This window comes from Arthrobacter sp. AG367, from assembly GCF_007828995.1.
In the GTDB taxonomy this organism is placed as follows: Bacteria; Actinomycetota; Actinomycetes; order Actinomycetales; family Micrococcaceae; genus Arthrobacter.
In genome coordinates, this window is sequence record NZ_VIVE01000010.1 from 60,467 (window position 1) to 83,954 (window position 23,488).

Genomic DNA, 23,488 nt, shown 5'->3' on the forward strand with positions numbered 1-23,488 from the left:
CATGGGTGTCGTTGACGAAGCCCTGGACAGGATTGGCGGACCGGACCGCAGTTGCCTCCAGCACGTGGTGGAGATTGCGCGGTCCCTGGCTCCCGACGCCACGGAGGGCATGAGCTACGGCATGCCCGCCCTCAAACTGGACGGCAAACCGCTGGTGGCGGCCGTGGCCGCAGCAAAGCACCTCTCGGTTTTCCCGTTCTCCTCCGCGGTGGTGGAGGCAGTGGCCGCCCGGCTGGAGGGGTACTCCCTGTCCAAGGGGACCATCCGCTTCACGGCGGACCATCCAGTGCCGGACGACGTGCTCGCTGACATCGTCCGGCTGCGGATGGCGGAAATACGGAAATAGGGCGCAGGACGACGGCGGGACCTATGGTCCTTCCAGCCGGCCGCGCCAGTGCATAGCGTGGTGCCATGGCTGATACTCTCTCCTCCCTCGCAGACTCCTTCAAGAACATGGGCGTTGCCCGCGCGTACGGCTCTCCCGTGAATGTGGGCGGGGAGGACATTGTGCCGGTGGCGCTGGTGTCCTTCGGTTTTGGCGGCGGCACGGAATCGGACCAGGGGGCATCGGGCGGCGGGGGCGGCGGTTTCGTTGTCCCGTTGGGCGTGTACCGGACCGTGAATGGGCGCGCGGTCTTCCGCCCCAACACCATCGCCATGCTGGTGTGCCTTGTCCCATTGGTTTCTGTGGCCGGCGCGGCGTTCCGAAAAGCGGCGCGCTCGGCCCGGAAATAAGCGCCGGCCGGCGGCCCGGCATTCCATAAAATTCCCCTATTTCGTCCCCGGTAATTCGGTTCCATAATGGCCTCGTAGACTTCGGGAACCTCCCGCCGCTGTCCTATGCCACGGCGGAACCAGGGGTTCCAGGTGGCCGCCCCGGCAATCGGCGGGAAGGACGGCCACGAGGCCCGGCCGGGACGGCCGGACTGTTTCAGGGGGAGAGCAACGCCACTAAATGCACAAGGAGAATTGTCATGCTCAAGGATAGGGAAATCATGGCTGTGCTGCCGGCCAAGGATATTGACCGGGCACGGGAGTTTTACCGGGACAAGTTGGGACTGGAGCCGGTCCAGACGGTCGAAAACGACAACCTTATCTACCGCTGCGGCAAGGGAACGGGCTTCCTGCTCTACCAGACGGACAACGCCGGTTCCGCCAAGAACACCCAGATGTCCTGGGGCGTCGATGACGTCGAAAAGGAAGTGGAGGAACTGCGGGGCCGCGGCGTCGTCTTTGAGGAGTACGACATGCCGGGACTCAAGACCGAGAACGGCATCGCAACGATGGAAGGCATGGGCAAGGGTGCGTGGTTCCTCGACAGCGAGGGCAACATCCTGAACATTTCCTCGATCCCCGTCACGTAGCCATCCCCCTTGCACAGGCGCATACTCAATCACCTGGCAGCAAAGCCATAAGTACGACGCCGGCACGTGCCGCCCAAAGCACCCGCACCCGGGTGCGCGGCAGCGGCAGGCCGGCGCCGCCGTCGTAAGCGGCCTGAAAGGAAGGCGCGGGAATGGGCGCGGAAGAGATGGTTCCGGAGACAAATGGCGTCTCGGTGGAGTTGCTGGCGGCCGTAGACCTTGATGGTGAGATTGACGGGATGGAAGGCCGGCAGCTGCGGATGCGGAGGGTGACGATCGACCCCGGCGGGGTCTTCGGGCCCCTCCATGACCATGTGGGGCGTCCGGGAACCGTCTTCATCCTGCAGGGAACCATCACCGACCACCGCGACGGCGCCGCCACGGACTATGGGCCCGGAGTGGGCTGGCCGGAGGACCGGAACACCACCCACTGGCTGGAGAACAGGGGGACGGTCCCGGCGGTGGAAGTCTCCGTGGATATCGTCACCAAGCTTCCGTCATAAATCCACGTGCTGTGGAAACCGGTGGCTTATCCGCCGTGTTCTGGGTATCTTGTGCATACCCGTGGTTGAGCAGTCAGCTGGCAAGTTACTCACGGGAGCCACTGATGGACGCCGCTGCTGACCAGCCACCTTCCGGGAGGATCCGTCCCGGCACCAGCTCACAGGACAGGGTGTTCCATGCCTTCCGGCGCTGGCCGCTCGTCCCGGCCGCCGACCTGCTCCTGCTGCGCCACGCGCTCGTCGGCCAAGACTCCTCCACCGAACCGGACCACGCGTCCGCTCTCCGTTGCCTGGTCGACGACGAACTCACGCGCCGGCTGGCCCTCCCGCCCGCTTCTGGGGACTAAGACTGCCGTGGGTCGGTAACGTGTGACATTGGGGGACCGGCCCACGGCCCAAATAAGCCGTCTGTTCCTTCCCCCGCCAGCCAATTCAAACGGCGGGCTGGCGCCGCCCCAGTGCCAGCCGCATGGCGGCGCGGAGGGTGAGCCGGTTCCGCCTGGTTACCGCGATGACGGCTGCGACACCCGCCAGCAGCACCACGATCCCGCCCGCGGCCACGGACCAGCGGGCGCCGAACTGGCTCCCGATCCAACCGACCAGCGGTGAACCCAGGGCGGTGCCGCCCTGCAGGATGGCCAGGTACAGGGCCAGCACGCGACCGCGGAACTGTGGCTCCACGGACAGCTGGATGCTGGTATTGCAGCTGTTCAGGAACGTGATGGACGCCAGCCCCACGGGAATGAGGAGGGCAGCGTAGGCCCAGAAAGACGGCGCGACGCTGCCCAGGATGGTGAAGACACCCAGGCCCAGCGCCCCGCCCAGCAGGAACCTCAGCCGAGGACGGGACCTGCGGGCCGCCAGGAGGGCGCCGGCCAGGGTGCCCACCGCCATGATGGAACCGAGAAGCCCGAATTCACCCGGGCCCATGCGGAATTCGGTGGTGGCCATCAGCGAGTTGATGACGGGAAAGTTCATGCCGAACGCGCCCAGGACGCCCACCAGGACCATGATCAGCATCAAGTCCGGCCTTCGGCGCACGTAGCGGATGCCCTCAACCACCTGGTGCTTGTTCCGCTCGCCCTTTGCCACCGGGGCGGGCTGGGTAATGCGGATCCTGAACAGCGAGACCAGGACGGCCGCGAAGCTCGCCGCGTTGAGCAGGAACACCGGGCCCGTTCCCACCCAGGCGATGAGCACCCCGGCGATCGCGGGGCCTGTGAGCCGGGCGGTGTTGAAGGAGGCCGAATTCAGGGCCACCGCATTGGAGATGTTCTCCTGCCCCACCAGTTCCGAGACGAAGGCCTGGCGCGCCGGTGCGTCCACGGCGCTGGCAACGCCCAGGCAGAAGGCCGCCACGTACGCATGCCACAGTTGGGCGGTGCCGGTCACCACCAGGAGGCCGATGGCGAGGCCGGTGGATGCCATGGCCAACTGCGTCCACATGAGGATGATGCGCTTCCGGTACCGGTCAGCCAGGACTCCGCCGTAAGGGCCGAACAGCAGCATGGGCAAAAACTGCAGGCCCGTGGTGAGGCCGACGGCGGCGCCTGAGTGGTCGGTGAGAACGGTCAGGACCAGCCAGTCCTGGGCCACGCGCTGCATCCAGGTGCCGATGTTGGAAACGATCGCACCGCTGGCCCAGATGCGGTAGTTGGGGTTTTCGAGGGCCCGGAACATCGCGCTCATTTGCCGCTCATTTCCTGCATGATGCGGGCCGCCCGGCTGAGGGTGAGCCTGTCGTCCTCGCTGAGCCCGGCCACGCGCTGGGCCAGCCAGGCCGTCCGCTGGCTCCGTGCCTCGGCGAGGACCGTCCTTCCCGCATCCGTGATGTCCACGCGGACCTGCCGCCCGTCGTCGGGGTCTGCGCTCCTGGTGACGAAGCCCTGGTCGGCGAGCGCGTTGACGATCCTGGTCATGGACGGGGCCTGGACGTGCTCACTCTCGGCAAGTGCCCGGAGCGTGCTGGGGCCGCTGCCGTTCAGCAGGGCCAGGACCGTGTATTGCCCGGGGGTGATGATGTCGCCCGTTGCCTCAACGCGGAGCCGGCGTGAAGTACGCATCACGGCGGTGCGGAGCTCGATGGCGAGGGTATCGGGCGTGGTGGGGTCTGCGGTTGCTGTGTTCTTCGTTTGGGTGGGTGACATGTATGCGGGTGCGCCTCCTGCTGACGTTCCTTAGCAGTGCTAATTAGTTCTGCTAACTATTATGGTCTGCTTGCTTATCAATGGGCAACAGCCTGCGGTGTGGGTTTGGTGACATGCTCCGGCAGAATAGGAGGCGTGACTGGGGGCAGAGCTGATGTAAAGCGCAAATCCGCGTTGTCGTGGAAAGGAAAAGCGACCCTTGCGGTGGCCGTCCTGGTCATCTGCCTGGGCCCGATCCTGATTGGCGTGGGCAGTTTCATGATCAACGCCGACGAGGAGCTTGCGCGGACCGGGACACAGGCCACCGGAACGATCGTCCACTTCAAGGACGTCGCCAAAGCCTCCTCGCGCAGGATGCAGGTTGAATTCACGGCGGCGGACGGGCTGCCCCACAGGACGTTCGCGGCCGTTGACCACGACCAGCATCCCGTCGTCGGCAGCGAAGCCACGGTGGTCTATGCCGAAAATGACCCGGCAAGGGCCGTTGTGCTGGGTTATGAGAGCGACGGTGTGTGGTTCCGTGGCGTGGGCATTGTGCTGACCGTCATCTTCGGCGGGCTGGGACTGCTGCTCTGCCTTGGGGTTGGCACCGCGGCCCTCCGTGCCAAATTCCGGAAACCCGCCACAAACCATGTGGTCTGAGACTGTCGCGGCTCTTGGGTCTGGCCGCTGCGGCTCGGCGGGCGTAGGCTCGGTCCACCATGACCGAGCAGCAGCCCTTTGAATTGATCCGGCGCTATCCGCATTTCGAGCTGCGCCGGTATCCGGACTACGTGGTGGCCGAAGTGACGGTCACCGCGGATTTTGACCGCGCCGGCAATGCCGCCTTCCGGCATCTCTTCAACTACATCAGCGGCAGCAATAATGCCCGGCAGAAACTGGCCATGACCGCTCCGGTGCTCCAGTCCGGTCCGGTGCCGGGGTCGGGGGAGCCTGCCGAATATTCGGTGGCGTTCGTCCTTCCGGCCGGCGTGACAGCTGACGGCGCTCCGGTCCCTGCCGATCCCATGGTCAGGATCCGCGCGGTGCCAGGTTCCCTTGCCGCAGTGCTGGGATTCTCCGGCAGCGGTTCGGCATCGGCTTTCCAGAAGCGCAACGACGGCCTGCACGCTGCGCTCACCCTGGCCGGGCTGACTCCCGTGGGGACGCCGAGATTCGCCCGCTTCGACCCGCCGTTCAAGCCGTGGTTCCTGCGCCACAATGAGGTTGTCCAGGATGTCCTGGAACCCCAGGCGGGTGGAACGGCACCGGGCGCTTAGCTGGAAGCAGCGCCGTAGGTTTCTTTCCCCCTCCCCACCCGATACTTTCCTGCCTGCCCGGAAAGATCCCTATTCGGGCAACCATGCATAAAGGATGGCCAGTCCGCACTCCGCTGCCCCATTCTCTGGGTATTGCCGCCCTTATGGATGGTTGCAGGGGACGCGGAGTCTCCTCCCACTTTCCCTTTTCTGTTGTTATTGCTGAAACTTTACGATAGTTTCTCACTGTGATGCAGGTCGCACTGGTGGGAGCCCGCGGCCATGATGCCAACAAAAGGACGATGATGACCCGCGAGCACAGCACCAGCACCTCCGAACACCGCTTCAAACGCCTGCACGAACGTCTGGGCGGCATCGCCTACGGGGGTGACTACAACCCCGAACAGTGGCCCCGCGAGGTGTGGGACCAGGATGTCCGGCTCATGAAGCAAGCGGGCGTCAACCTGGTTACCCTGGCCGTCTTTTCCTGGAGCCGGCTCGAGACAGCCGACGGTCTTTACGACTTTGGCTGGCTGGACGAGGTGATGGACCTGCTGCACCGGAACGGCATCGGCGTGGACCTGGCCACTCCGGACGCCGTCCCGCCGGCCTGGTTGATCGCCCAGCACCCGGACATCCTGCCCGTCCTGGCCGACGGCTCTACGTTCGGCTTCGGCTCCCGACAGCACTTCGACGTCTCCCATCCTGCTTACCGGGAAAAATCGCTGGCCATGGCAGAGAAGATGGGGGAGCGCTACGCTGCCCACCCGGCCCTGCGCATGTGGCATGTAAACAACGAGTACGGACCGGTCTCGTACGGCCCGTACGCCGACCGCGCCTTCCGGGCATGGCTGCAGGAAAAATACGGCGACCTGGAGAACCTGAACCAGGCATGGAGCACCGACGTATGGGGACAGCGCTACTCCGACTGGTCACAGGTGAACGCACCCGCCCAGCCGCGCACGTGGTCCAACCCGTCCCGCCGCCTTGATTACCACCGGTTCACTTCGGACAGCATGCTGGAGCACTACAAGGCCGAGCGGGACATCCTGCGCCGGTACACGCCAGATTTGCCGATTGTCACCAACTTCATGCGCTTCTACAAGAACAACGATTACTGGGCCTGGGCTGCTGAGGAGGACGCCGCGGCCCTGGACATCTACCCGGACCCGCGCGAGGAAGACGCCCACGTGGCCGCGGCGCTCAACTTCGACCTGATGCGCTCGCTCCGCCGCGGCCAGCCATGGCTGGTGATGGAACAGGCTACCGGCGCCGTCAGCCAGTGGTCCGTCAACGTCTCCAAGCTGCCCGGCAAAATGAGGCTTGGCTCCTACCAGGCCATCGCGCAGGGCGCCGATTCCATCCTCTTCTTCCAGTGGCGCCAGGCCAGGGGCGGCACCGAACGCTTCCACTCCGGCATGGTCAACCACGCCGGGCCCAATACGCGCATTTTCCGGGAAGTTTGTGAACTGGGCCAGGAACTCAAGGGCCTGGCCGGCCTCACCGGCACACGCTCCAGCGCCAAGGTCGCGCTGGTCTTCGACTGGGACTGCTGGTGGGCCCTGGAACTGGGGAACTCCCCGCGCTCGGACCTGAACTACGCCCAGGAAGTCCTCCGCCTCTACCGCCCCTTCTTCGACGCCAACATATCCGTGGACTTCGTGAACACCACCAGCGACCTCAGCCAGTACGGCATGGCGGTCCTGCCGGCGTCGTACCTGCTCACCGACCAGGCCGCCGGGAACATCGAGGACTATGTGGCCCGCGGCGGGCATCTGGTGGCCAGCTACCTCTCCGGCATCGTGGACCAGGACAACACCATCCTCCTGGGCGGCTACCCGGGCGCGCTGCGCAACGTCCTGGGAGTGTGGAGCGAGGAGATGCATCCGCTGGCCGGGGAGGGCGAGGCAGTCAAGCTTTCAACGGCCGACGGCGGTACGGCCTCAGCCGATTACTGGACCGAGCACCTGCACACCACCACGGCTGACGTTGTTGCGAGCTATGCCTCCGGCCGGCTGGAAGGCTCGCCCGCCGTCACCCGCAACAGCTTCGGCGCCGGCACTGCCGTGTACCTGTCGGCCAGGGTGGACAGCTCCTTCCTTGCGGAACTGCTCTCAACTGAACGTGCCGCTGCGGGAATCCGCGCGGAACTGGACGCGCCGCTGGGAGTGCAGGTCCGCCGTCGTGCCGGCAACGGACGCAGCTACCTGCTGGTCCTGAACCACAACGATGCACCCGCCAGGGTGGACGTGGGGCAGGGCGGCACAGACCAGCTCACCGGAGCCAATGTCACCGGCACGGTGGAGCTCGCCGCCAACGGCGTGCTGGTGCTGGAGGAAATACCCACTAAAGACTCAACCGCAGAAACGGGCCGGTAGGAGGCAGTCATGGCCATGCGATTGGAAGTACCTCCCGAGGCGGTCCCCACGGACGCCGATGCGCGAACTGAAAAACCGCGGAACAAACCCGGAGGCTGGAAGCTGGCCTTCAGGCGGGACTGGCGGCTCTACACCCTGGTGCTGTTGCCGCTGGCCTACTTCGCCATCTTCCGGTACCTGCCCATGGCAGGCAACGTGATCGCGTTCCGGCAGTTCCAGCCCGGCGGCAGCATCTTCGGCGAGAAATGGGTGGGCCTGAAATACGTCACCCTCTTCATCAACGATCCCAGCTTTTGGCAAGCGTTCCAGAACACCATCATCCTGGGCGTGCTGACACTGCTGTTCTGCTTCCCGATGCCCATCATATTCGCGCTGATGCTGAACGAACTGCGTTCGCAGAAGTTCAAGAAGTTCGTCCAGACCGTGGCCTACCTGCCGCACTTCATGTCCGTGGTGATCATCGCCGGCATGATCCTGCAGAACTTCTCCATGACAGGCACCGTAAACCAAATTGCCAACTCGCTGTTCGGCACCACGGTTAACTTCACCCAGGACGCCGCGTGGTTCCGGCCCATGTACATCAGCTCCGAGGTGTGGCAGACCATGGGGTGGGGAGCCATCCTCTACCTGGCCGCCCTGACCCGGGTGGACGAATCGCTGTACGAGGCAGCCCGGATCGATGGCGCCAACCGCTGGCAGCAGACCTGGCATGTGACCCTGCCGGCCATCCGGCCCACCATCATCACACTGCTGATCCTCAACATCGGCACGTTCATGGCCGTGGGCTTCGAAAAGATCCTACTGATCTACAACCCGCTGAACTACCAGACCTCGGATGTCATCTCCACCTACCTGTACCGGGTGGGCCTTGAATCGTCGAACTTCAGCTACGCGGCGGCGATCGGCATGTTCGAATCCGTCATCGGCCTCACGCTGATTCTCTCCGCCAACGCCATATCCAAGCGGCTCGCCGGAACGAGCCTGTGGTGAAGGGGACAACTGTGAAAGGGACAGCCGTGAAAGAACCCGGCGCGAAAGCAGCACCAAAGGACACAGGTGTCCTGGTCAAGGACATGAAGGTTTCACGCAGCATGCGGCTGTTCCGGGTGGTGAACCTGGCCTTCCTGCTGGTGGTGGTGTTCCTGACCTTGTATCCGTTCCTGAACATCCTGGCGCAGAGCTTCTCAAGCGAAGGATTCATTAACGCCGGCAAGGTCAACCTGTTCCCCATGGGCTTCAACACCGAGACTTACCAGCTGATCCTGGCCGACTCGGTCTTTTGGCGGAACTACGGCAACACGATTCTGTACACCGTGGTGGCCACGGCTATCTCCATGGTGCTGACCACCAGCTTCGCGTATGCCATCGCGAGGAAGGACCTGAAGGGGCGCAGCCTGTTCATCGGCATCGCGGTGTTCACCATGTTCTTCAATGGCGGCCTGATCCCCAACTATGTGCTCATCACCTCGCTTGGAATGCGGGACACCTTATGGGCCGTAGTGCTGCCCAACGCCATCAGCGTCTTCAACCTGCTCATCATGAAGTCGTTCTTCGAGAACATGCCGCGTGAACTGGAGGAAGCGGCCGCCATTGACGGACTTACCCAGTACGGGGTGCTTTTCAAGGTGGTCCTGCCGCTGAGCAAGGCAATCGTTGCCACCATGGTCCTGTTTTACGCAGTAGCCAACTGGAACTCCTGGTTCCAGGCGTTCCTGTACCTGGACAACCCCGATCTGTTCCCGGTGACCATCTACCTTCGCAACATGATTGCCGGCGTCACCACGGCAGGCTCCGCCGGCGGTACGGCGGAGAACGTGGGCCAGATTGCCGCGAACATCCAGTCCGTCACCATCGTCCTGACCGTGATCCCCATCCTCTGCGTCTACCCCTTTGTCCAGAAGTACTTCTTTTCGGGCGTCATGCTCGGCTCCGTCAAGGAATAACCCTTATGAAAGGAAAACCCATGATCCGCAGACGAGATTTCCTCGGCCTGTCCGCGCTCGCAGCCTTCGGCCTGGTGATGGCGGGATGTGACTCTGACTCCGGCAGCAAGGCCGATACCTCAAAGGCCCGCAATGGTGCGATGGACAGCTTTGGGGTTGGGGACACGTTCAAGGCGACGGCGCCGCTGAGCTTCACCTTCCTGTTCAGCGATCAGCCCACCTATCCATACAAGAAGGACTGGCTCCTGTTCTCCAAGATGGCCAGCGACAACAACGTCACCCTGGAACCGACCATCGTTCCCAGCAGCGACTACGAGCAGAAGCGCAGCCTGTTGATCAGTTCCGGCAAGGCCCCGGAGATAATTGCCAAGACCTACCCGGGGCAGGAGAGCGCGTATGTATCCTCCGGCGCCGTCCTTCCCGTCAGCGACTACGTGGACCTCATGCCGCACTACCAGGACAAGATCAAGAAGTGGAAGCTGGAGCCTGAGATTGCAGGCCTCACCCAGGAGGACGGCAAGTACTACGTCCTGCCCGGTCTGCACGAGGAACTCTGGCCGGACTACACGCTGGCGTTCCGGACCGACGTGCTGGAGAAGGACGGGATCGCGGAGCCCAAGACCTGGGACGAGTTCCGGGAGGTGCTGCGCAAACTCAAGAAGAACCATCCCGATGTGGTGCCCTTTTCCGACCGGTTCAACGGCAACAGCGTGCTGAACATTGCCGGCACCGCCTTTGGCACCGTGGCAGGCTGGGGCCTGGTGGACGGACTGACGTTCGATGAAGGCAAGAAGGAGTTCGCCTTCGGTGCCGGCAGCGGCCAGTTCAAGGATCTTGTGACCTACTTCAACTCCTTGGTCTCGGAGGGGCTGATGGATCCGGAAAGCTTCACGCAGACCGATGATTCGGCCATCCAGAAGTTCACCTCGGGCAAGTCGTTTGTGATCAGCGCCAACTCCCAAAACATCATCACGTACCGCACATCAATGGAGCAGTCTCTGGGGAAGGGCAACTTCGCCGTCCGAAAGATCACGGTTCCCGGCGGCCCCGCAGGCGACGTCATTGGCGGTTCCCGGCTGGAAAACGGCATCATGCTGAACGCGTCCGTGAAGGACAAGGACAGCTTCGTGGCGCTGATGCAGTACATCGACTGGCTGTTCTACAGCGACGAAGGCCAGGAGTTCGCCAAGTGGGGGGTGCAGGGCACCACCTACAACAAGGAAGGCGGCAAACGCATCCTGGCCAAGGACATCAACTTCCAGGGCCTGAATCCGGGCGGCACCAAAGACCTGCGCGTGGATTACGGCTTCTCCGGCGGCAACTTCGCCTACGGGGGCACCACGGACCTGCTCCAGTCCACCTTCAATGAGGAAGAGCTGGCCTTCCAAAAGGCCATGAAGAGCAAGAAGCCCAGGCCCGTTGCCCCGCCCGTGCCGTTCAGCGACACCGACCGGGAGCAAGCCACCCTGACTCTCACGCCACTGAAGGACCACGTCAAGCAGAACACCTTGAAGTTCATCACCGGCCAGCGCAGCCTCTCGGAGTTCGACGCCTACGTCAAAGAGCTGGACAGCAAGGGCATGGGCAAATACGTAGAGTTGGCCAACAAGGCCTACAAGGCATACGCCGAAAAGAAGTAGGGCGTACGACGGCGGCCGCGGGCCTTCCGCGGTGACCGAAAGGCAGTCAGTGGTTCAGAAGAAGGCGGAGTACGGAGCCGGCCCCCTGTTCAGGGCGGCCGGCACCGTTGCGGGCGTGATGATGGGCTCGGTCCTCCTGGGGCTGGCCAATATCCTGCTGCTGCCGGCCCTGGTGGCGGCACCCATCGCGGGGGCCTGGGCCCTTGTGGTGGCACTCGTTCCGGCGGGGCCGGCCCTGGTGGCGTGCATGTACGCATTCAACCGAATGGCCGCCGGCCATGAGGGCGGGGTTTACCAGGACTTCGTCCGCGGGTACCGGATGAATCTGGGGCAGGCCCTGCAGGTTTGGGTGCCGTACCTTTTGGTTCTGGCCGTCATCGCGGTCAACCTGGCCGGGCTGTCCTCGCTGCATCCGGGCAACCCGGCCACGCCCGCGCTCAGGCCGGCGATGCTGCTCCTCGCAGTGCTCGTGGCCACCGCCGGCCTGAATGCTTTGCTGCTGCTGTCCAGGTTTTCGTTCCGGACCCGGGACCTCTACCGGCTCTCCCTGTACAGCTTCAGTGCCCGGAAGCGGGTTTCACTGGGCAACGCCGGGATCCTGTTCGTCGCGGGAACCCTGCTGCTGGTGACCACTGCGTACCTGCTGCCGGTTCTCGCCGGCACCGTAGTGTTTCTGGTGTGCCTGAACTCCCGGCCGCTGCTGGCGCTGGTTGAGGAGAAATTCACCGCCGCCTGACCGGTCATGGGTGCAGTTCAGCTGGTTCGGGAAGCCGCTGACTGGATGGTCCCGGCGAGGTCGCGGGGACGGCTCCACATGGGCCAATGCCCCGTTGGGAGGTCGATGACGTCGAGGTGTTCAATGTTCGCCACTTCGGCAAACATGGCATGCCCGGAGCGGGCGAGCTCCAGCACCTGCGCGCCCGGGATCGAGCAGCACACCAGGGTGGTCCGGACCTTGTGGCGGGCATCGTTCGTGAGCTCGACGGCCTGACGAAGCACAGGGCCGGGTTCAGGGACAGCCCGGGCCCGAAAACGCTCGAGGACTTCTGGGCTCAGGCCGTCGAGGCTCGCCTGCTCGGCCAGGACATCGAAGGGCGGCAGCGGAAGCTCCGCCAACTCCTCCGGGATGCCCGGGCCGAAGGCGCTTCCCGGTGCCACAGGGCCGGAGTCGACCCACACCACTCGATGGACAAGCTCAGGGTGTCGGTCCAGGACGAGGCTGACGGGGGCGTTTGCCCCGCTGTGGGCGACGAGAGTGGCGGGCTGGTCCCCAGAGGCCCCGAGCTGGCTGATGACGTCCAGGACCGCCGCGGCCTGGTCGTCGAGGGTCTTTGCCGCACGCCCGGGATCGTCCCCGTCGAGACCGGGCAGCGTCATCGCGACGGCGCGGGATTGGTCGGTTGCCAGGTGTTCCAGCACTTCATCCCACGCCCAGGCGCCCAGCCAGTGGCCGGCGATGAGAATGATGATGGGACGGCTTGCAGTAGTTGTCATGCCAATACCCTCGCAGCCGCCTTGGACAAGGGTGTGTCACTATTTATGTCATGAATCTGCCCGGGCTTAAACGGTGAAGCGGGTCGAACGGCTCCATGCCCTCTCCGAGATATTGCGCCGCAGCGGCAGGCAGGGGGTTTCTGCCGGGCGGCTGGCTGCAGAACTTGAGGTATCTGTTCGCACCATCAAGAGGGACCTCGATGCGTTGGAGAACAGCGGTGCGCCGGTATGGTCCCGCCCAGGTCCGGGCGGTGGCTATGGGTTGGCTGCAGGCGGGTCCCTGCCGCCAGTCAGCCTGTCCCCGGCGCAGGCCGTGGCGCTCATGGCAGCGGTGTCCGCTGCGTCGGATGCCCCCTACGCCGATCTGGCAGCAGCAGGTGTCCGGAAGATCATGGATGTCCTCGATCCCAAAACACGGGCACGAGCTGACGCATTGGCCCACCGTGTCTGGGTCAACGCCCTTCCCTCCTCGTCACGGGCCATCAAGTCGGTACTGGAGGAGGCGATGGCCGAGCAGCGCGTGATTCGCCTTCGCTACACATCCGGGGACGGGACCACCACCACCCGCGACGTCGAGCCGGTGCTGTTCGCAGCCACCAACGGCCAGTGGTACCTGGTTGGGTGGTGCCGGCTGCGCAACGCCATGCGGTGGTTCACCGTTTCGCGTATCGAGCGGGCCAGCGTCACCAAGACGGCCTGCAGTGGCCATGGCATCCATGAGGTTGGGGAACCCCCGGCAAACGCCAGGCCGGTGCACGGCCGGGGGTGAGTCCTCAATCAACCTCTCGGGTCAGTACACGCCCGGACCGGCGCCACCGTTGCCGGTGTCAGCATGTCCCGGTCAAAACCCACGACGCGGCGGCCGCCCTGCAGGATGAGTTCGTGGCTGTGGGTGTCCCGGCTGCTGGAGGTCGACACGTGCAGCTTCACCAGGCCCGGCGTCACCACCCGCTTCAGATCCACCCCTGTGAAGGACGTCCGGTCGGCGTGCACCGTGAACTCGACCCTCGCCGATGCGCCGGCGGCAAGGTCCACCCGGGCGTAGCCAATCAGTTCGCGGAGGGGCCGCACCACCTCGCCCACCGGGTCCTCGAGGTACAGCTGCACCACTTCGGCGCCGTCAACGGGGCCGGTATTGGTCACGGTGCATCCCACGGTGACGGCATCCGCTGTGGACATTGCGTCCGCACTGGCCGAGTGGCAGGAAAAGTCGAAGGTCGTGTAAGACAGGCCGTGCCCAAAGCTGAACAGTGGCGAGGGGTCCAGCGCGCTGACGCCGGACGGCCCGGCCAGGCGGCTGTGCAGGTAGGTGCCGGGTTGTCCGCCGGAAGTTCGGGGTACGGAAACGGGCAGTTTGCCGGACGGGTTGACGGCCCCTGTCAGGATGTCCCAGAGCGCCTCCGCGCCCTCTTCGCCGGGAAAGAAGCCCTGGACGATCGCCCCGGCCCGGTCCGCGAAGTCGCCCAAGGCGTAAGGCCGGCCGCTGAGGACCACGACGACGGTGCGCGTTCCGGCGGCCTCGGCCGCGGTGAGCACCTGGTCGAGCATGCGGTGCTGGTCCCCGGGCAACTGAAGGTCAGCTGCGTCGTTGCCTTCCCCGGAGGTGCCGCGGCCGAAGAGGCCGGCGTTGTCGCCCACCACGATTACGCAGGTGTCCACCGACGCGGCAGTCCGGCAGGCCTCCGCGATCTGTTCGTCCGTGATGGCCTCGCAGGTGCCGGTCGCAGCGCTGCGCAGCGATCCGAAACGGTTTCTGCCTGCCGAGGCCACGGTGGGAACGTGGACACCCATGGGAACGTCCGGGTGTGATGCGCCCACATGCGCGTCAAATGAGTAGCAGCCCAGCATTGCGAATGGATCCTCTGCCAGGGGCCCCACCACGCCAAGCGAGGCCAACGCCGTAACGGGCAGCGGGAGGCTGGCGCCGCCGTCGTGCATCCCGTTGGTCAGCAGCACCAATGACTGGGCGGCGATCTCGCGGGCCAAAGCCCGGTTCCCGGCTGGATCCAGGTCGACGGCTCCGGCGCTGAGGACCGGGGGCGCGGGGTCAAAATCCGGCGCGAGCAGCCCGGCCTCCTGCTTCTGCCGCAGCACCCGGCGAAGGGCGGTGTCCACCAGGGATTCGGGGACCTCGCCGGAGCGCACGCGCTCAAGCAGGGGCGTGCCATAGCAGTTCACTGTAGGCAACTCCACGTCAACGCCCGCTCTGAGTGCCAGGGCTGCTGCATCGCCGGAATCGGCAGCAACGCCGTGGGTGACATGCAGGAAGGCGACGCCGAAGTAGTCGGCAACCACGGTGCCGGCGAAGCCCCACTCGTCGCGCAGCAGCGAGGTCAGCAGTGCGCGGTTGGCGGCTGCAGGAATGCCGTCGGTGTCCGTGTACGCATGCATCACGGAGCGGGCTCCGCCGTGTTTAAGCGCCATTTCGAACGGGGGCAGCATCACGTCCGCCAACTCGCGCGGGCCCATGGACACCGGTGCATGGTTGCGTCCGGCGCGGGACGCAGAGTAGCCAACGAAGTGCTTGAGCGTGGCCACGATTCCGGACCCTTCCAGCCCGGAGACGTAGGCGCTGGCTACCGTGCCCACCAGGTAGGGGTCCTCGCCGATGGTCTCCTCCACCCTGCCCCAGCGCAGGTCCCGCACAACGTCCAGCACGGGAGCCAGCCCCTGGTGGACGCCGAGTGCCCGCATCTGCCCACCAATGAGACCCGCCATCCGACGGATCAGCGGAGGGTTAAAGGTCGCGCCCCACGCCAGGGGGACGGGGAAAGCCGTGGCCTTCCACGCAGCCAAGCCGGCGAGGCATTCCTCATGGACCTGCGCCGGAATCCGGAAGCGTGAGGCCGCCATGATCTGTTCCTGCGCCGCGGCCAGCCGCCGGGCGCCCTCGAGAGGCTCCAAGGGCACCGTGCCGTACATGCGGGTGATCTGCCCCAGTCCGGAGGCAATCATCTCCTCCCAGGAGCGCGCGTCGCCGGCCATCTCATTCTGCAGCGGCGCTACGGAGTCTCCGTCCGTGGACGCATTGACCCACACACCTGCCAGTTGGGCCAGCTTCTCTTCCAGGGTCATGTGCCGCACCAGCTCATCAATGGAGAGGCGTTCGACGGCGTCACGGGAGCCGTTGCCGGCGGCCGGGGAGGTGATGGCTTGCTTTTCGGCGGCACCGCTGGTCACGGGCGTCTCCTGGGATCGTAGGAAGTTTCTAAGAAACTATCAGAAACTATCGTTTACTTTCTAGGTCCTAAAGCATTGACTCTTCAAAGATAATCCTCCTACGGTTGACAATGGGAGTGGGATAAGTCTGCGACGGAACCCACGAAACTTCGTGAATGGAATAGAAACTTTCCATTGACTTTGGGACCAGGCGCCCGGAGGCCCTTCGGACCACTTCGAAGCCCTGGGGCGCTACCTACATCACTGCAACGACGGAGAAAACATGCGGACGTACAGAGTGGCCATCGTGGGAACCGGCGGGATCGCGGCGGTCCATGCTGACAACCTGACCCGGACAAACGGCAGGGCGGAGCTGGTGGCGGCATGCGACGTGGACCAGGGCCGGCTGGATGCCTTCGCGGAGAAGCACAGCATCCCTGGTATGTACCTGAGCCTGGCCGATCTTCTGGCAGAGGCCAAACCGGACATTGTCCACCTCTGCACGCCGCCCATGTTCCACATCGGCCAGGCCATCGAATGCCTCGAAGCAGGCGTCCATGTCCTCTCCGAAAAACCCCCGGCGCTAAGCCTCGCTGACTTCGACCGGCTGGAGACCGCCCAGGCAAAGGGCGGCGCCCAGTTCTCTTGCGTCTTCCAGCACCGGTTCGGGGATGCGGCAGCCGCGGCCCGCCGGCTGATTGGCGGCGGTGACTTCGGCCGTCCCCTGGTGGCCCGGTGCGACACCCTCTGGTACCGGCCGGACAGCTACTGGGAACTTCCCTGGCGCGGAACCTGGGAAGCCGAGGGCGGCGGGCCCACCATGGGTCACGGCATTCACCAGTTCGATCTGCTGTTGCACCTGCTGGGTCCGTGGGAGGAAATCACCGCCATCGCCAGCCGGCAGGCACGGCCTACTTCCACTGAAGACTTGTCCGCCGCCCTGGTCCGGTTCAGTAACGGAGCCGTGGCCACCATTATCAACTCGCTGCTCTCGCCGCGGGAAACCTCGGACATCCGAATCGACTGCGAATTTGCCACTGTGGAGCTGAGCCACCTCTACGGCTACAGCACGGACAACTGGACCATTACGGCAGCGCCCGGCCACGAGGACCAGGTAGGAACAGCGTGGAACGGCGAGCCCTTGGATCAGGGAAGCGGACACGCGGCCCAGTTCCTGGCCATGTATGGCGCGCTCGACGCCGGCCGCCCTCTTCCGGCCGGGGCAGACTCCGCACGGCAAACTCTGGAGTTCGCTGCCGCCCTCTACGCCTCCGCCTTTACCGGAAAATCCGTGCACCGCGGCGAGATCGTCACCGGCCACCCCTTCTACGGGGGCATGGACGGCGAAGGGCTGGGCGCGAAAGTCCTCGAGGAGACAGCATTCAACCTGACCGCCCTCAAAGCCACCAGCGTCTGAGCCCATACCCAAGGAGGCACCACCATGACCACCCCCACAGCAGCGTCCCTTTCCGCTGTGTCCGCGGCATCACTCAGTTTCCACGACGATGGAGCGGCCCTCACCTTCACAGCCAAAGGCAGGCCTATCGCCACCTATACCTACAAGCCCACGGACGACCAGTACGAGAGTCCGCGGCCGTTCTTCCATCCGCTGACCACCCTGGGCGGGGACGAGGTGACAATTTCCCGCCCGTGGGACCACGTCTGGCATAAGGGACTTTCCTGGGCGCTGCCCAACGTGGGCAAGCACAATTTCTGGGGCGGAGCCACCTACACACGCGCCACGGAGTACGCCAACCTGGACAACAATGGTGCCATGACCCACGGATCCTTCACGGGCATCGACCAATCCGGCCCCGGCATCACGGCGTCGGAATCCCTGACCTGGACCTCGCAGGAAGGGGAACCGGTCATTGCGGAGAGCCGCCGGTTCAGCCTCCGGTTGGTGGAAGACGCTGCCACGGAGAACAGCGAAACCGAGGGGGCATACGCCATCCTCTTTGAGACCAGGATGAGCAATATCTCCGGCGAAGAGATCCGCATCGGCAGCCCCACTACGGAAGGCCGGCACAACGCCGGATATGGTGGCCTCTTTTGGCGCGGCCCCAGGTCCTTTACAGGCGGCGTGTTCCGCAACCAGGAGGATGCGGGTACGGACGAATTCATGGGCACCCGCTCGCCGTGGATCGCCTTCACCGGTACGCATGACGTCACCTGCCGGGCCTCCACCATCGCGTTCGTGGAGGACGGAAATAACCCCGGTGCACCCAACCAGTGGTTTGCCAGGTCGTCCATGTTCGCGTGCCTGGGCTCAGCCCCCTTCTTCAGCGAGGAGGTGCCCCTCCGTGAAGGTGCGCCGCTTACCTACCGCTACGCCGTGGTGATTGCCGATGGCGGTGTGGACGCCGAACGCGCCCAGGCGCTGGCGGATGCTGCGCAAGCAGCGCTTCGCGATTGGGCGTAACGGATGGCCTCAACGTTTCCAGGCGCCACTGGGCTCTCCGAAATCAGCATCTACGACTGGCCGGGCGCCGACGGTGCAGCCGGCGGGTCGCCGCACGTGCACACCGCTTCCACGGAGGCGTACGTGGTGCTCCAGGGAATCGGCAGGCTGGAGACACTTGACTCGCGCGGCTTCACCTCAACACCGTTGGCGCCTGGGGTGGTGCTTTGGTTTACCCCCGGCACCGTGCATCGCGCCATCAATGATTCGGGTGACCTGAAGGTCCTTGTAGTCATGCAGAATGCCGGGCTGCCCGAACACGGCGATGCCGTGATGACATTTCCGCCCGAGTACCTTGCGCACGCGGAAAAGTACCGGAGCGCAGCGGCGCTGGAACACAAGGACGCCGACGCTGGGCCGGACGCGGGCGAGCACGCCGCGCGCCGCCGTCGTGATTTGGCCCTGGAAGGCTACTTTGCGCTTAAGCAAGCCGTGCTGGTTTCCGGCCCGGCAGCACTGGCCGACTTCCATGCTGCCGCTGCCCGTCTGGTCTCGGACAGGACCTGCGCCTGGGCAGACGTTCTGGCGGAGGGAGCTGCCCGCCAGGCGGAAGTCACCCGGCAGCAGCTGGCCTCTCTGGACACGGCAGAAAGTATCTATCTGGCCGGTGCGCGAACTACGATGGGAAAACGGGAAAACCGCAGAATTTACGGCATGTGTGGCCGGATCCAGACGTGGGAACTTTCCGATACATAGCACCGGGCGCGTGACCCGGGTGAGAGGGCGGTTTCCGTGGTGAGCAAGCAGGACACCAGGCGCGCGACGATCAGTGAGATTGCCCGTGAAGCCGGGGTTTCGGTTCCCACCGTGTCCAAGGTGCTGAACGGGCACGCGCACGTGGCGGCAGAGACGCGTGCCCGGGTGGAGGAGATCATTGCCCGGCGCGATTATGCGCGCCGCCCTGCCAAACGCAGGCAAAAGGCCGGCCTGGTGGACCTGGTGTTTCCGGGGCTGGGCTCGGAATGGGCCCTGGAGATCATCGAGGGCGTAGAACGTGTGGCACAGGACGCCGGCTACGGGACTGTGGTCAGCAGCCTGAGCCTGGACGGCTCGCGCATCCGGCCGTGGCTGGCCAACCTCGCGGAGCGGAAATCGGATGGGCTGCTCATGGCCGTCTACCAGTTGGATGCCAAGCAAATCCAGCGGATCAAGTCCTTGGGGATACCTGTGGTGCTGATCGATCCTGTGGGCCAGCCTGGCCCGGACCTGATGACAGTGGGGGCGGCGAACTGGGAGGGTGGCTATTCGGCCACGGAACACCTTTTGCAGTTGGGGCATAAGCGGATCGCCATGATCGGCGGCCGCGAGGACCTGCAGTGCAGCAGCGCCCGAGAGGATGGCTACATCTCGGCACTGCGCCGCGCGGGCATAGCCCTGGACACGGCGTTGATGGTTCCCGGCGACTTTTCCATCGAAGCGGGCGAGGCTGCAACCCGCAAGCTGCTGGAGTTGCCGGACCGTCCGACGGCGATCTTCACCGGCAACGACGACCAGGCCTTGGGTGCGTACCGGGCTGCGCGTTCCGCCGGGCTCCGCATTCCCGAAGACTTGTCCGTCATTGGGTTTGACGACATTCCGGCGGCCGAGTGGATCGAGCCGGGGCTGACCACGATCCGGCAGCCGGTAGTGCAGATGGCCGAAACTGCCATGCGCGCCCTGCTCCGGCATCTGGATGGTGACGAGGAACTGCCGCAGCGGATCGAGCTCGGCACCGAGCTGGTGGTCCGGGGTTCCACTGCCCCGCCGGCTAAAAAGTAGTCCGCACCCTCCGACGCCCGCTCCCTTTTAGCAGCTTCTTTTAGGGTTTGTGCGCGTCCCGGATGTCCGCAGGGGTCTGGCCCTGCATCACCCAGCGGTTGCCGTCGGGATCGCTGAAGTAGGCGAAAAGGACGCCGCCCAGGTCCTGGATTTCGCTGATGTCCGCGCCCCGCCTGACCAGTTCGGCCCGGACCTCCGTGATGTCCGGAACCACCAGTTGCAGTCCCTCCAGGCTGCCCGGCGTCATGGCGGTCATCCCGGTGCCGATGACTACTGATGTGGGCGAACCCGGGGGAGTCAGCTGGACCACCCTCATGCCCGGAATGTGTTCCACGTCGTGGTCCAGGACGAAGCCAAGTTTTTCGGCATAGAACGCTTTCGACCTGTCGACGTCGGAAACCGGGACCTGGACAACCTCAAGACGCATCTGCATCCGGCCACTCTATCTTTGCGGCTCACGCAAGGGAATGGGAGCCGAACAGACGGGTTCAGCCACGCGAAACCGCGAATTATGAAGCACTCACACGGTATTGCGTCGGGCTTTCCTCAAGGTCCGATCAAGACTTGCTGAATGTTGGCCGAGGACGCGCAGGACGCCCGTTTTCGGTTTCGGTTGGACCATAGGCTCATGACGATGAGTTTGTCGGGCTTAGCAGCAGGCCCGCCAAATGTGGGGGACCCATATGGGGACCCCGTGAAAATGGGGAAAGAATGCCCGACCACGACACCCTTTTCGGGTTTGTTCCACCTGCGGCGGCACCGAAGCCGCCGCGGAAACCACGCATTTCAACGTTTATTGTTGCCGGCATCACCGCACTGTTCATGCTTTTGGGCGCGCTGAGCGGCGGAGTGGGCGGAGCCCTGATTTTCCTGGGCGTTTCAACCGCACTCACCGGCCTTTACGTCCTGCTTACAGGGCGGCGCTCCTGGGCCTGGCTCCCGGCGCAACGCAAGGCCGGCGCCATCGCGATCGCCGCGTCCCTCGCCCTCTTCATCGGCGGGGCCGTCGCCTTGCCGCACGTTGCCAGCGCAGACCTCGAGGCAGCCTCCTCGGAGAGCACCGCCAAGGTGGCGTCCGCCAAAGCGAGCCCAACCGCCACAGCGACGGCTTCGCCGTCGTCCACGCCCACTCCCACCGCTGACAGCACTGGTGAGCCGCTGGACCCGGAGAACCCGGCCGTCCTTGCCGCCGGCGTCACCGCCACCGCCCCCAACGCGCAGCCGGCCTACGCCACAAAGGCGGTCGATCTGTTGGCCACCCTTTCCATCAAGGGCCGGGCGCCGAAAACGGGGTATGACCGGGCGCAGTTCGGCCAGGCGTGGCTGGACGTGGACCGCAATGGCTGCGATACCCGCAACGACATCCTCCGGCGGGACCTCACCGGCATCACTTACACGAACAGTGTTCCCTGCAAAGTCCAGACAGGGACCCTGGCGGATCCCTACACGGGCAAGACCATCAGTTTTGTCCGTGGCTCGGGGACCAGCACTGCCGTGCAGATCGACCATGTGGTGGCGCTGAGCGACGCGTGGCAGAAGGGCGCGCAGCAGCTGACCACCGAGCAGCGGACGGCGTTCGCGAATGATCCGCTGAACCTGCAGGCAACGGACGGACCCACCAACCAGCAAAAGGGCGACGGCGACGCGGCCACCTGGCTGCCCCCGAACAAGCCCTTCCGGTGTGAGTATGTGGCCCGGCAGATCTCGGTGAAGGCGACATATGGGCTGTGGGTGACACAGGCGGAGCACGACGCGATGGCCCGCATCCTCGGTGACTGCTCCGGACAGTTGGCTCCGACCAGCCAACAGTCCCCGGCTCCCGCACCGGCGGTGGCTGAACCGGCGCCTGCCGCGGCTGCTCCTGCTCCGGCGGCGGTTGCCCCCGCACCGGCACCGGTCGCTCCGGCGCCCGCGCCCGTTGTCCCGGCGGCACCTGCGCCGGCTGCACCCGCACCTGCTCCCGCCGCACCGGCACCTGCCGCCGTCTACTACGCCAACTGCACTGCGGCGAGGGCTGCGGGAGCTGCGCCGCTCTACGCCGGCCAGGCCGGCTACCGGTCCGCACTGGACCGCGACTCCGACGGCATCGCCTGCGAGTAGGCCCGTTCTTGTCCGGACTCTCCGGACGCGATTTCAACACCATCACACGCATTCCTAGGGGGAATCATGAAAACAAGTCCCATGCCTGCCGCCGGCAGGTTGAAGAAGGCGCTGGCTCTGGCTGTGCTTGCCGGCCTCATGCTGACTGGCTGCGGCGGCAAGCAGGCGGCGACGCAGCCTGCAGCAGCCGCAACCGCTGTTGCGCAAACGATCGAGACCGTCACCGTTCCGTCCGTGACGGGTTTGGCCCTGGACAAGGCCACGGACCAGCTGAAAGACCTTGGGTTTGAAGTTGATGCCAAGGACACGGCCCACGGCAAGTCGATCATGGTCAAGAGCAACTGGCAGGTGACCACCCAGGACCCAGCCAACGGTGCAAAGGCTGACAAGGGGTCCACGGTGCATCTCGGCGTCAAGAGCCTTGACGATATTGCGGCGGAGAAGGCTGCGGCCGACAAGGCGGCAGCTGACAAGGCCGCGGCCGAGAAGGCGGCTGCTGCTGCGAAGGCGGCCGCTGAGAAAGCCGCTGCCGACAAGGCCGCCGCCGATCAGGCAGCCGCTGCGAAGGCTGCCGCCGACCAGGCTGCGCGGGATGCAGCTGCCAAGCAGGCCGCGCAGGCTCCCGCACCTGCTCCTGTAGTTCCCAATAGTGGGGGAGCCATTATCTGCAGCGACGGCTATGTCTGGCCCGGCACCACGCGGCAGGGGGCCTGTAGCAGGCACGGTGGCATTGCCAAGTAGCCCACGCTGGCTCGGTTGGGTAGGTCGTTGTCCCAGGGCTGACTCGTCCACCATTCTGGGCAACAAGACGAGCCGCGGATCCTCCTTTCCGGAGGTATCCGCGGCTCGTGGCTTTAAGGGCCAACCGAGGGAATTGAGGTCGGGGCCGGAGATGGGGGAGGCCAGACAGCATGTGCGGCAGCACACACCAGGGAATTACGACGGCGGGAGGCCGCTTGGGTGCCCCGACGGCCGTTCCTGCCCCGGGATTCCGCGGATCTTCACCCGCTAGGGGGTCGATTTGCGGTTGGGTGTGGGGGCGGGTATTGTTTTCTGAGTCGCCGCCGCTGAAGCGGAAAGATAGCGGCCAAACCCCTTACTGAACGGCCTGAAAACGGTTCGCCTCTTGGCGTGCCGGACGCGGGTGGGGCTGGTTTTCGAGTGGAGTGGATCGCGGTAACGCTGATTTGCGAAGCTTGTTGGAACCGGGTAAGTTTGGAAAGTTGCTCCGGAGCGAGCCTGGACGTTGGTTTGGGTGGTGCCGGGTGTGTCTGTTGTTTGAGAACTCAATAGTGTGCCAAGT

The 23,488-nt window shown here is 64.9% G+C and carries 24 protein-coding genes; 19 read left to right on the forward strand and 5 right to left on the reverse strand.

The window, feature by feature from the left end; translation table 11 throughout:
* Window position 1 precedes the first annotated feature (1 nt).
* The 5 genes from FB478_RS19130 (at window position 2) to FB478_RS19150 (ending at window position 2,214) form a co-directional block, all read left to right on the forward strand.
* Window positions 2–346, forward strand: coding sequence for an iron chaperone (locus FB478_RS19130; RefSeq protein WP_144601329.1), 345 nt, complete (start codon window positions 2–4; stop codon window positions 344–346).
* A gap of 65 nt (window positions 347–411) precedes the next feature.
* Window positions 412–735 carry a hypothetical protein gene (locus tag FB478_RS19135; protein WP_026266086.1) on the forward strand — a complete coding sequence of 108 codons (324 nt, stop codon included), beginning with the start codon at window positions 412–414 and terminating at the stop codon, window positions 733–735.
* Between the two features lie 239 nt (window positions 736–974).
* Window positions 975–1,364 (forward strand): VOC family protein, encoded by a 390-nt coding sequence (locus FB478_RS19140; RefSeq protein WP_018771341.1) that lies wholly within the window; start codon window positions 975–977, stop codon window positions 1,362–1,364.
* Between the two features lie 152 nt (window positions 1,365–1,516).
* Entirely contained in the window at window positions 1,517–1,867 is a 351-nt protein-coding gene (locus tag FB478_RS19145; protein ID WP_144601330.1) for a cupin domain-containing protein, read from the forward strand.
* A gap of 104 nt (window positions 1,868–1,971) precedes the next feature.
* Window positions 1,972–2,214 (forward strand): hypothetical protein, encoded by a 243-nt coding sequence (locus FB478_RS19150; protein ID WP_144601331.1) that lies wholly within the window; start codon window positions 1,972–1,974, stop codon window positions 2,212–2,214.
* 85 nt (window positions 2,215–2,299) lie between these two features.
* On the opposite strand, the gene FB478_RS19155 is transcribed toward FB478_RS19150, so the two are convergent.
* Both FB478_RS19155 and FB478_RS19160 read right to left on the reverse strand, forming a co-directional pair.
* Window positions 2,300–3,556: an MFS transporter gene (locus tag FB478_RS19155; protein ID WP_144601332.1), complete on the reverse strand. Its 1,257-nt coding sequence runs from the start codon at window positions 3,554–3,556 to the stop codon at window positions 2,300–2,302.
* A complete protein-coding gene (locus FB478_RS19160) occupies window positions 3,553–4,014 on the reverse strand; it encodes a MarR family winged helix-turn-helix transcriptional regulator (RefSeq protein WP_018771337.1) in 462 nt (153 codons plus the stop codon). Before FB478_RS19160 ends, FB478_RS19155 begins: the two co-directional genes overlap by 4 nt.
* Before the next feature lie 135 nt (window positions 4,015–4,149).
* Here FB478_RS19160 and FB478_RS19165 point away from each other — a divergent pair, with 135 nt between their 5' ends.
* The 7 genes from FB478_RS19165 (at window position 4,150) to FB478_RS19195 (ending at window position 11,949) form a co-directional block, all read left to right on the forward strand.
* The gene (locus FB478_RS19165; RefSeq protein ID WP_261377459.1) at window positions 4,150–4,656 is read left to right on the forward strand and encodes a DUF3592 domain-containing protein; all 507 of its coding nucleotides are present in this window, start codon (window positions 4,150–4,152) and stop codon (window positions 4,654–4,656) included.
* Between the two features lie 59 nt (window positions 4,657–4,715).
* On the forward strand, window positions 4,716–5,273 hold the full coding sequence (locus tag FB478_RS19170; RefSeq protein ID WP_144601333.1) for a heme-binding protein: 558 nt from the start codon (window positions 4,716–4,718) through the stop codon (window positions 5,271–5,273).
* A gap of 230 nt (window positions 5,274–5,503) precedes the next feature.
* A complete protein-coding gene (locus tag FB478_RS19175; RefSeq protein ID WP_261377462.1) occupies window positions 5,504–7,630 on the forward strand; it encodes a beta-galactosidase in 2,127 nt (708 codons plus the stop codon).
* Window positions 7,631–7,639: 9 nt separating this feature from the next.
* Window positions 7,640–8,620 carry a sugar ABC transporter permease gene (locus FB478_RS19180; protein WP_018771333.1) on the forward strand — a complete coding sequence of 327 codons (981 nt, stop codon included), beginning with the start codon at window positions 7,640–7,642 and terminating at the stop codon, window positions 8,618–8,620.
* Between the two features lie 83 nt (window positions 8,621–8,703).
* Window positions 8,704–9,573, forward strand: coding sequence for a carbohydrate ABC transporter permease (locus FB478_RS19185; RefSeq protein WP_026266084.1), 870 nt, complete (start codon window positions 8,704–8,706; stop codon window positions 9,571–9,573).
* A gap of 5 nt (window positions 9,574–9,578) precedes the next feature.
* A complete protein-coding gene (locus FB478_RS19190; protein ID WP_056389425.1) occupies window positions 9,579–11,213 on the forward strand; it encodes an extracellular solute-binding protein in 1,635 nt (544 codons plus the stop codon).
* Window positions 11,214–11,262: 49 nt separating this feature from the next.
* Window positions 11,263–11,949 (forward strand): DUF624 domain-containing protein, encoded by a 687-nt coding sequence (locus FB478_RS19195; protein ID WP_056389466.1) that lies wholly within the window; start codon window positions 11,263–11,265, stop codon window positions 11,947–11,949.
* 17 nt (window positions 11,950–11,966) lie between these two features.
* On the opposite strand, the gene FB478_RS19200 is transcribed toward FB478_RS19195, so the two are convergent.
* Window positions 11,967–12,707: an alpha/beta fold hydrolase gene (locus tag FB478_RS19200; RefSeq protein ID WP_144601334.1), complete on the reverse strand. Its 741-nt coding sequence runs from the start codon at window positions 12,705–12,707 to the stop codon at window positions 11,967–11,969.
* Between the two features lie 73 nt (window positions 12,708–12,780).
* On the opposite strand from FB478_RS19200, the gene FB478_RS19205 reads away from it, so the two are divergent.
* On the forward strand, window positions 12,781–13,476 hold the full coding sequence (locus FB478_RS19205; RefSeq protein ID WP_144601335.1) for a YafY family protein: 696 nt from the start codon (window positions 12,781–12,783) through the stop codon (window positions 13,474–13,476).
* 8 nt (window positions 13,477–13,484) lie between these two features.
* Here the strand turns inward: FB478_RS19205 and FB478_RS19210 are convergent, their stop codons facing one another.
* On the reverse strand, window positions 13,485–15,887 hold the full coding sequence (locus tag FB478_RS19210; RefSeq protein ID WP_056389433.1) for a glycoside hydrolase family 3 N-terminal domain-containing protein: 2,403 nt from the start codon (window positions 15,885–15,887) through the stop codon (window positions 13,485–13,487).
* A gap of 262 nt (window positions 15,888–16,149) precedes the next feature.
* On the opposite strand from FB478_RS19210, the gene FB478_RS19215 reads away from it, so the two are divergent.
* The 4 genes from FB478_RS19215 to FB478_RS19230 are packed head-to-tail and all read left to right on the forward strand — an operon-like array spanning window position 16,150 to window position 20,085.
* Entirely contained in the window at window positions 16,150–17,283 is a 1,134-nt protein-coding gene (locus FB478_RS19215; RefSeq protein ID WP_144601336.1) for a Gfo/Idh/MocA family protein, read from the forward strand.
* Window positions 17,284–17,307: 24 nt separating this feature from the next.
* Window positions 17,308–18,288: a PmoA family protein gene (locus tag FB478_RS19220; RefSeq protein WP_144601337.1), complete on the forward strand. Its 981-nt coding sequence runs from the start codon at window positions 17,308–17,310 to the stop codon at window positions 18,286–18,288.
* Window positions 18,289–18,291: 3 nt separating this feature from the next.
* Entirely contained in the window at window positions 18,292–19,023 is a 732-nt protein-coding gene (locus FB478_RS19225; protein WP_144601338.1) for a cupin domain-containing protein, read from the forward strand.
* Window positions 19,024–19,059: 36 nt separating this feature from the next.
* Entirely contained in the window at window positions 19,060–20,085 is a 1,026-nt protein-coding gene (locus FB478_RS19230) for a LacI family DNA-binding transcriptional regulator (protein ID WP_142068363.1), read from the forward strand.
* A 40-nt stretch (window positions 20,086–20,125) separates the two neighbouring features.
* Here the strand turns inward: FB478_RS19230 and FB478_RS19235 are convergent, their stop codons facing one another.
* On the reverse strand, window positions 20,126–20,518 hold the full coding sequence (locus tag FB478_RS19235) for a VOC family protein (protein WP_144601339.1): 393 nt from the start codon (window positions 20,516–20,518) through the stop codon (window positions 20,126–20,128).
* A 278-nt stretch (window positions 20,519–20,796) separates the two neighbouring features.
* Between FB478_RS19235 and FB478_RS19240 the strand changes: the two genes are divergently transcribed.
* The gene (locus FB478_RS19240; RefSeq protein WP_144601340.1) at window positions 20,797–22,185 is read left to right on the forward strand and encodes a DUF1524 domain-containing protein; all 1,389 of its coding nucleotides are present in this window, start codon (window positions 20,797–20,799) and stop codon (window positions 22,183–22,185) included.
* Between the two features lie 66 nt (window positions 22,186–22,251).
* On the forward strand, window positions 22,252–22,926 hold the full coding sequence (locus FB478_RS19245; RefSeq protein ID WP_261377460.1) for a PASTA domain-containing protein: 675 nt from the start codon (window positions 22,252–22,254) through the stop codon (window positions 22,924–22,926).
* Window positions 22,927–23,488 lie beyond the last annotated feature (562 nt).

Excerpts from the sequence above, each read along its gene's own strand:
- FB478_RS19130 (WP_144601329.1), top strand. The coding sequence starts at position 2 with ATGGGTGTCGTTGACGAAGCCCTGGACAGGATTGGCGGACCGGACCGC.
- FB478_RS19135 (WP_026266086.1), top strand. The coding sequence starts at position 412 with ATGGCTGATACTCTCTCCTCCCTCGCAGACTCCTTCAAGAACATGGGC.
- FB478_RS19140 (WP_018771341.1), top strand. The coding sequence starts at position 975 with ATGCTCAAGGATAGGGAAATCATGGCTGTGCTGCCGGCCAAGGATATT.
- FB478_RS19145 (WP_144601330.1), top strand. The coding sequence starts at position 1,517 with ATGGGCGCGGAAGAGATGGTTCCGGAGACAAATGGCGTCTCGGTGGAG.
- FB478_RS19150 (WP_144601331.1), top strand. The coding sequence starts at position 1,972 with ATGGACGCCGCTGCTGACCAGCCACCTTCCGGGAGGATCCGTCCCGGC.
- FB478_RS19155 (WP_144601332.1), bottom strand. The coding sequence starts at position 3,556 with ATGAGCGCGATGTTCCGGGCCCTCGAAAACCCCAACTACCGCATCTGG.
- FB478_RS19160 (WP_018771337.1), bottom strand. The coding sequence starts at position 4,014 with ATGTCACCCACCCAAACGAAGAACACAGCAACCGCAGACCCCACCACG.
- FB478_RS19170 (WP_144601333.1), top strand. The coding sequence starts at position 4,716 with ATGACCGAGCAGCAGCCCTTTGAATTGATCCGGCGCTATCCGCATTTC.
- FB478_RS19175 (WP_261377462.1), top strand. The coding sequence starts at position 5,504 with ATGCAGGTCGCACTGGTGGGAGCCCGCGGCCATGATGCCAACAAAAGG.
- FB478_RS19180 (WP_018771333.1), top strand. The coding sequence starts at position 7,640 with ATGGCCATGCGATTGGAAGTACCTCCCGAGGCGGTCCCCACGGACGCC.
- FB478_RS19185 (WP_026266084.1), top strand. The coding sequence starts at position 8,704 with ATGAAGGTTTCACGCAGCATGCGGCTGTTCCGGGTGGTGAACCTGGCC.
- FB478_RS19190 (WP_056389425.1), top strand. The coding sequence starts at position 9,579 with ATGAAAGGAAAACCCATGATCCGCAGACGAGATTTCCTCGGCCTGTCC.
- FB478_RS19200 (WP_144601334.1), bottom strand. The coding sequence starts at position 12,707 with ATGACAACTACTGCAAGCCGTCCCATCATCATTCTCATCGCCGGCCAC.
- FB478_RS19215 (WP_144601336.1), top strand. The coding sequence starts at position 16,150 with ATGCGGACGTACAGAGTGGCCATCGTGGGAACCGGCGGGATCGCGGCG.
- FB478_RS19220 (WP_144601337.1), top strand. The coding sequence starts at position 17,308 with ATGACCACCCCCACAGCAGCGTCCCTTTCCGCTGTGTCCGCGGCATCA.
- FB478_RS19225 (WP_144601338.1), top strand. The coding sequence starts at position 18,292 with ATGGCCTCAACGTTTCCAGGCGCCACTGGGCTCTCCGAAATCAGCATC.
- FB478_RS19235 (WP_144601339.1), bottom strand. The coding sequence starts at position 20,518 with ATGCAGATGCGTCTTGAGGTTGTCCAGGTCCCGGTTTCCGACGTCGAC.
- FB478_RS19240 (WP_144601340.1), top strand. The coding sequence starts at position 20,797 with ATGCCCGACCACGACACCCTTTTCGGGTTTGTTCCACCTGCGGCGGCA.
- FB478_RS19245 (WP_261377460.1), top strand. The coding sequence starts at position 22,252 with ATGAAAACAAGTCCCATGCCTGCCGCCGGCAGGTTGAAGAAGGCGCTG.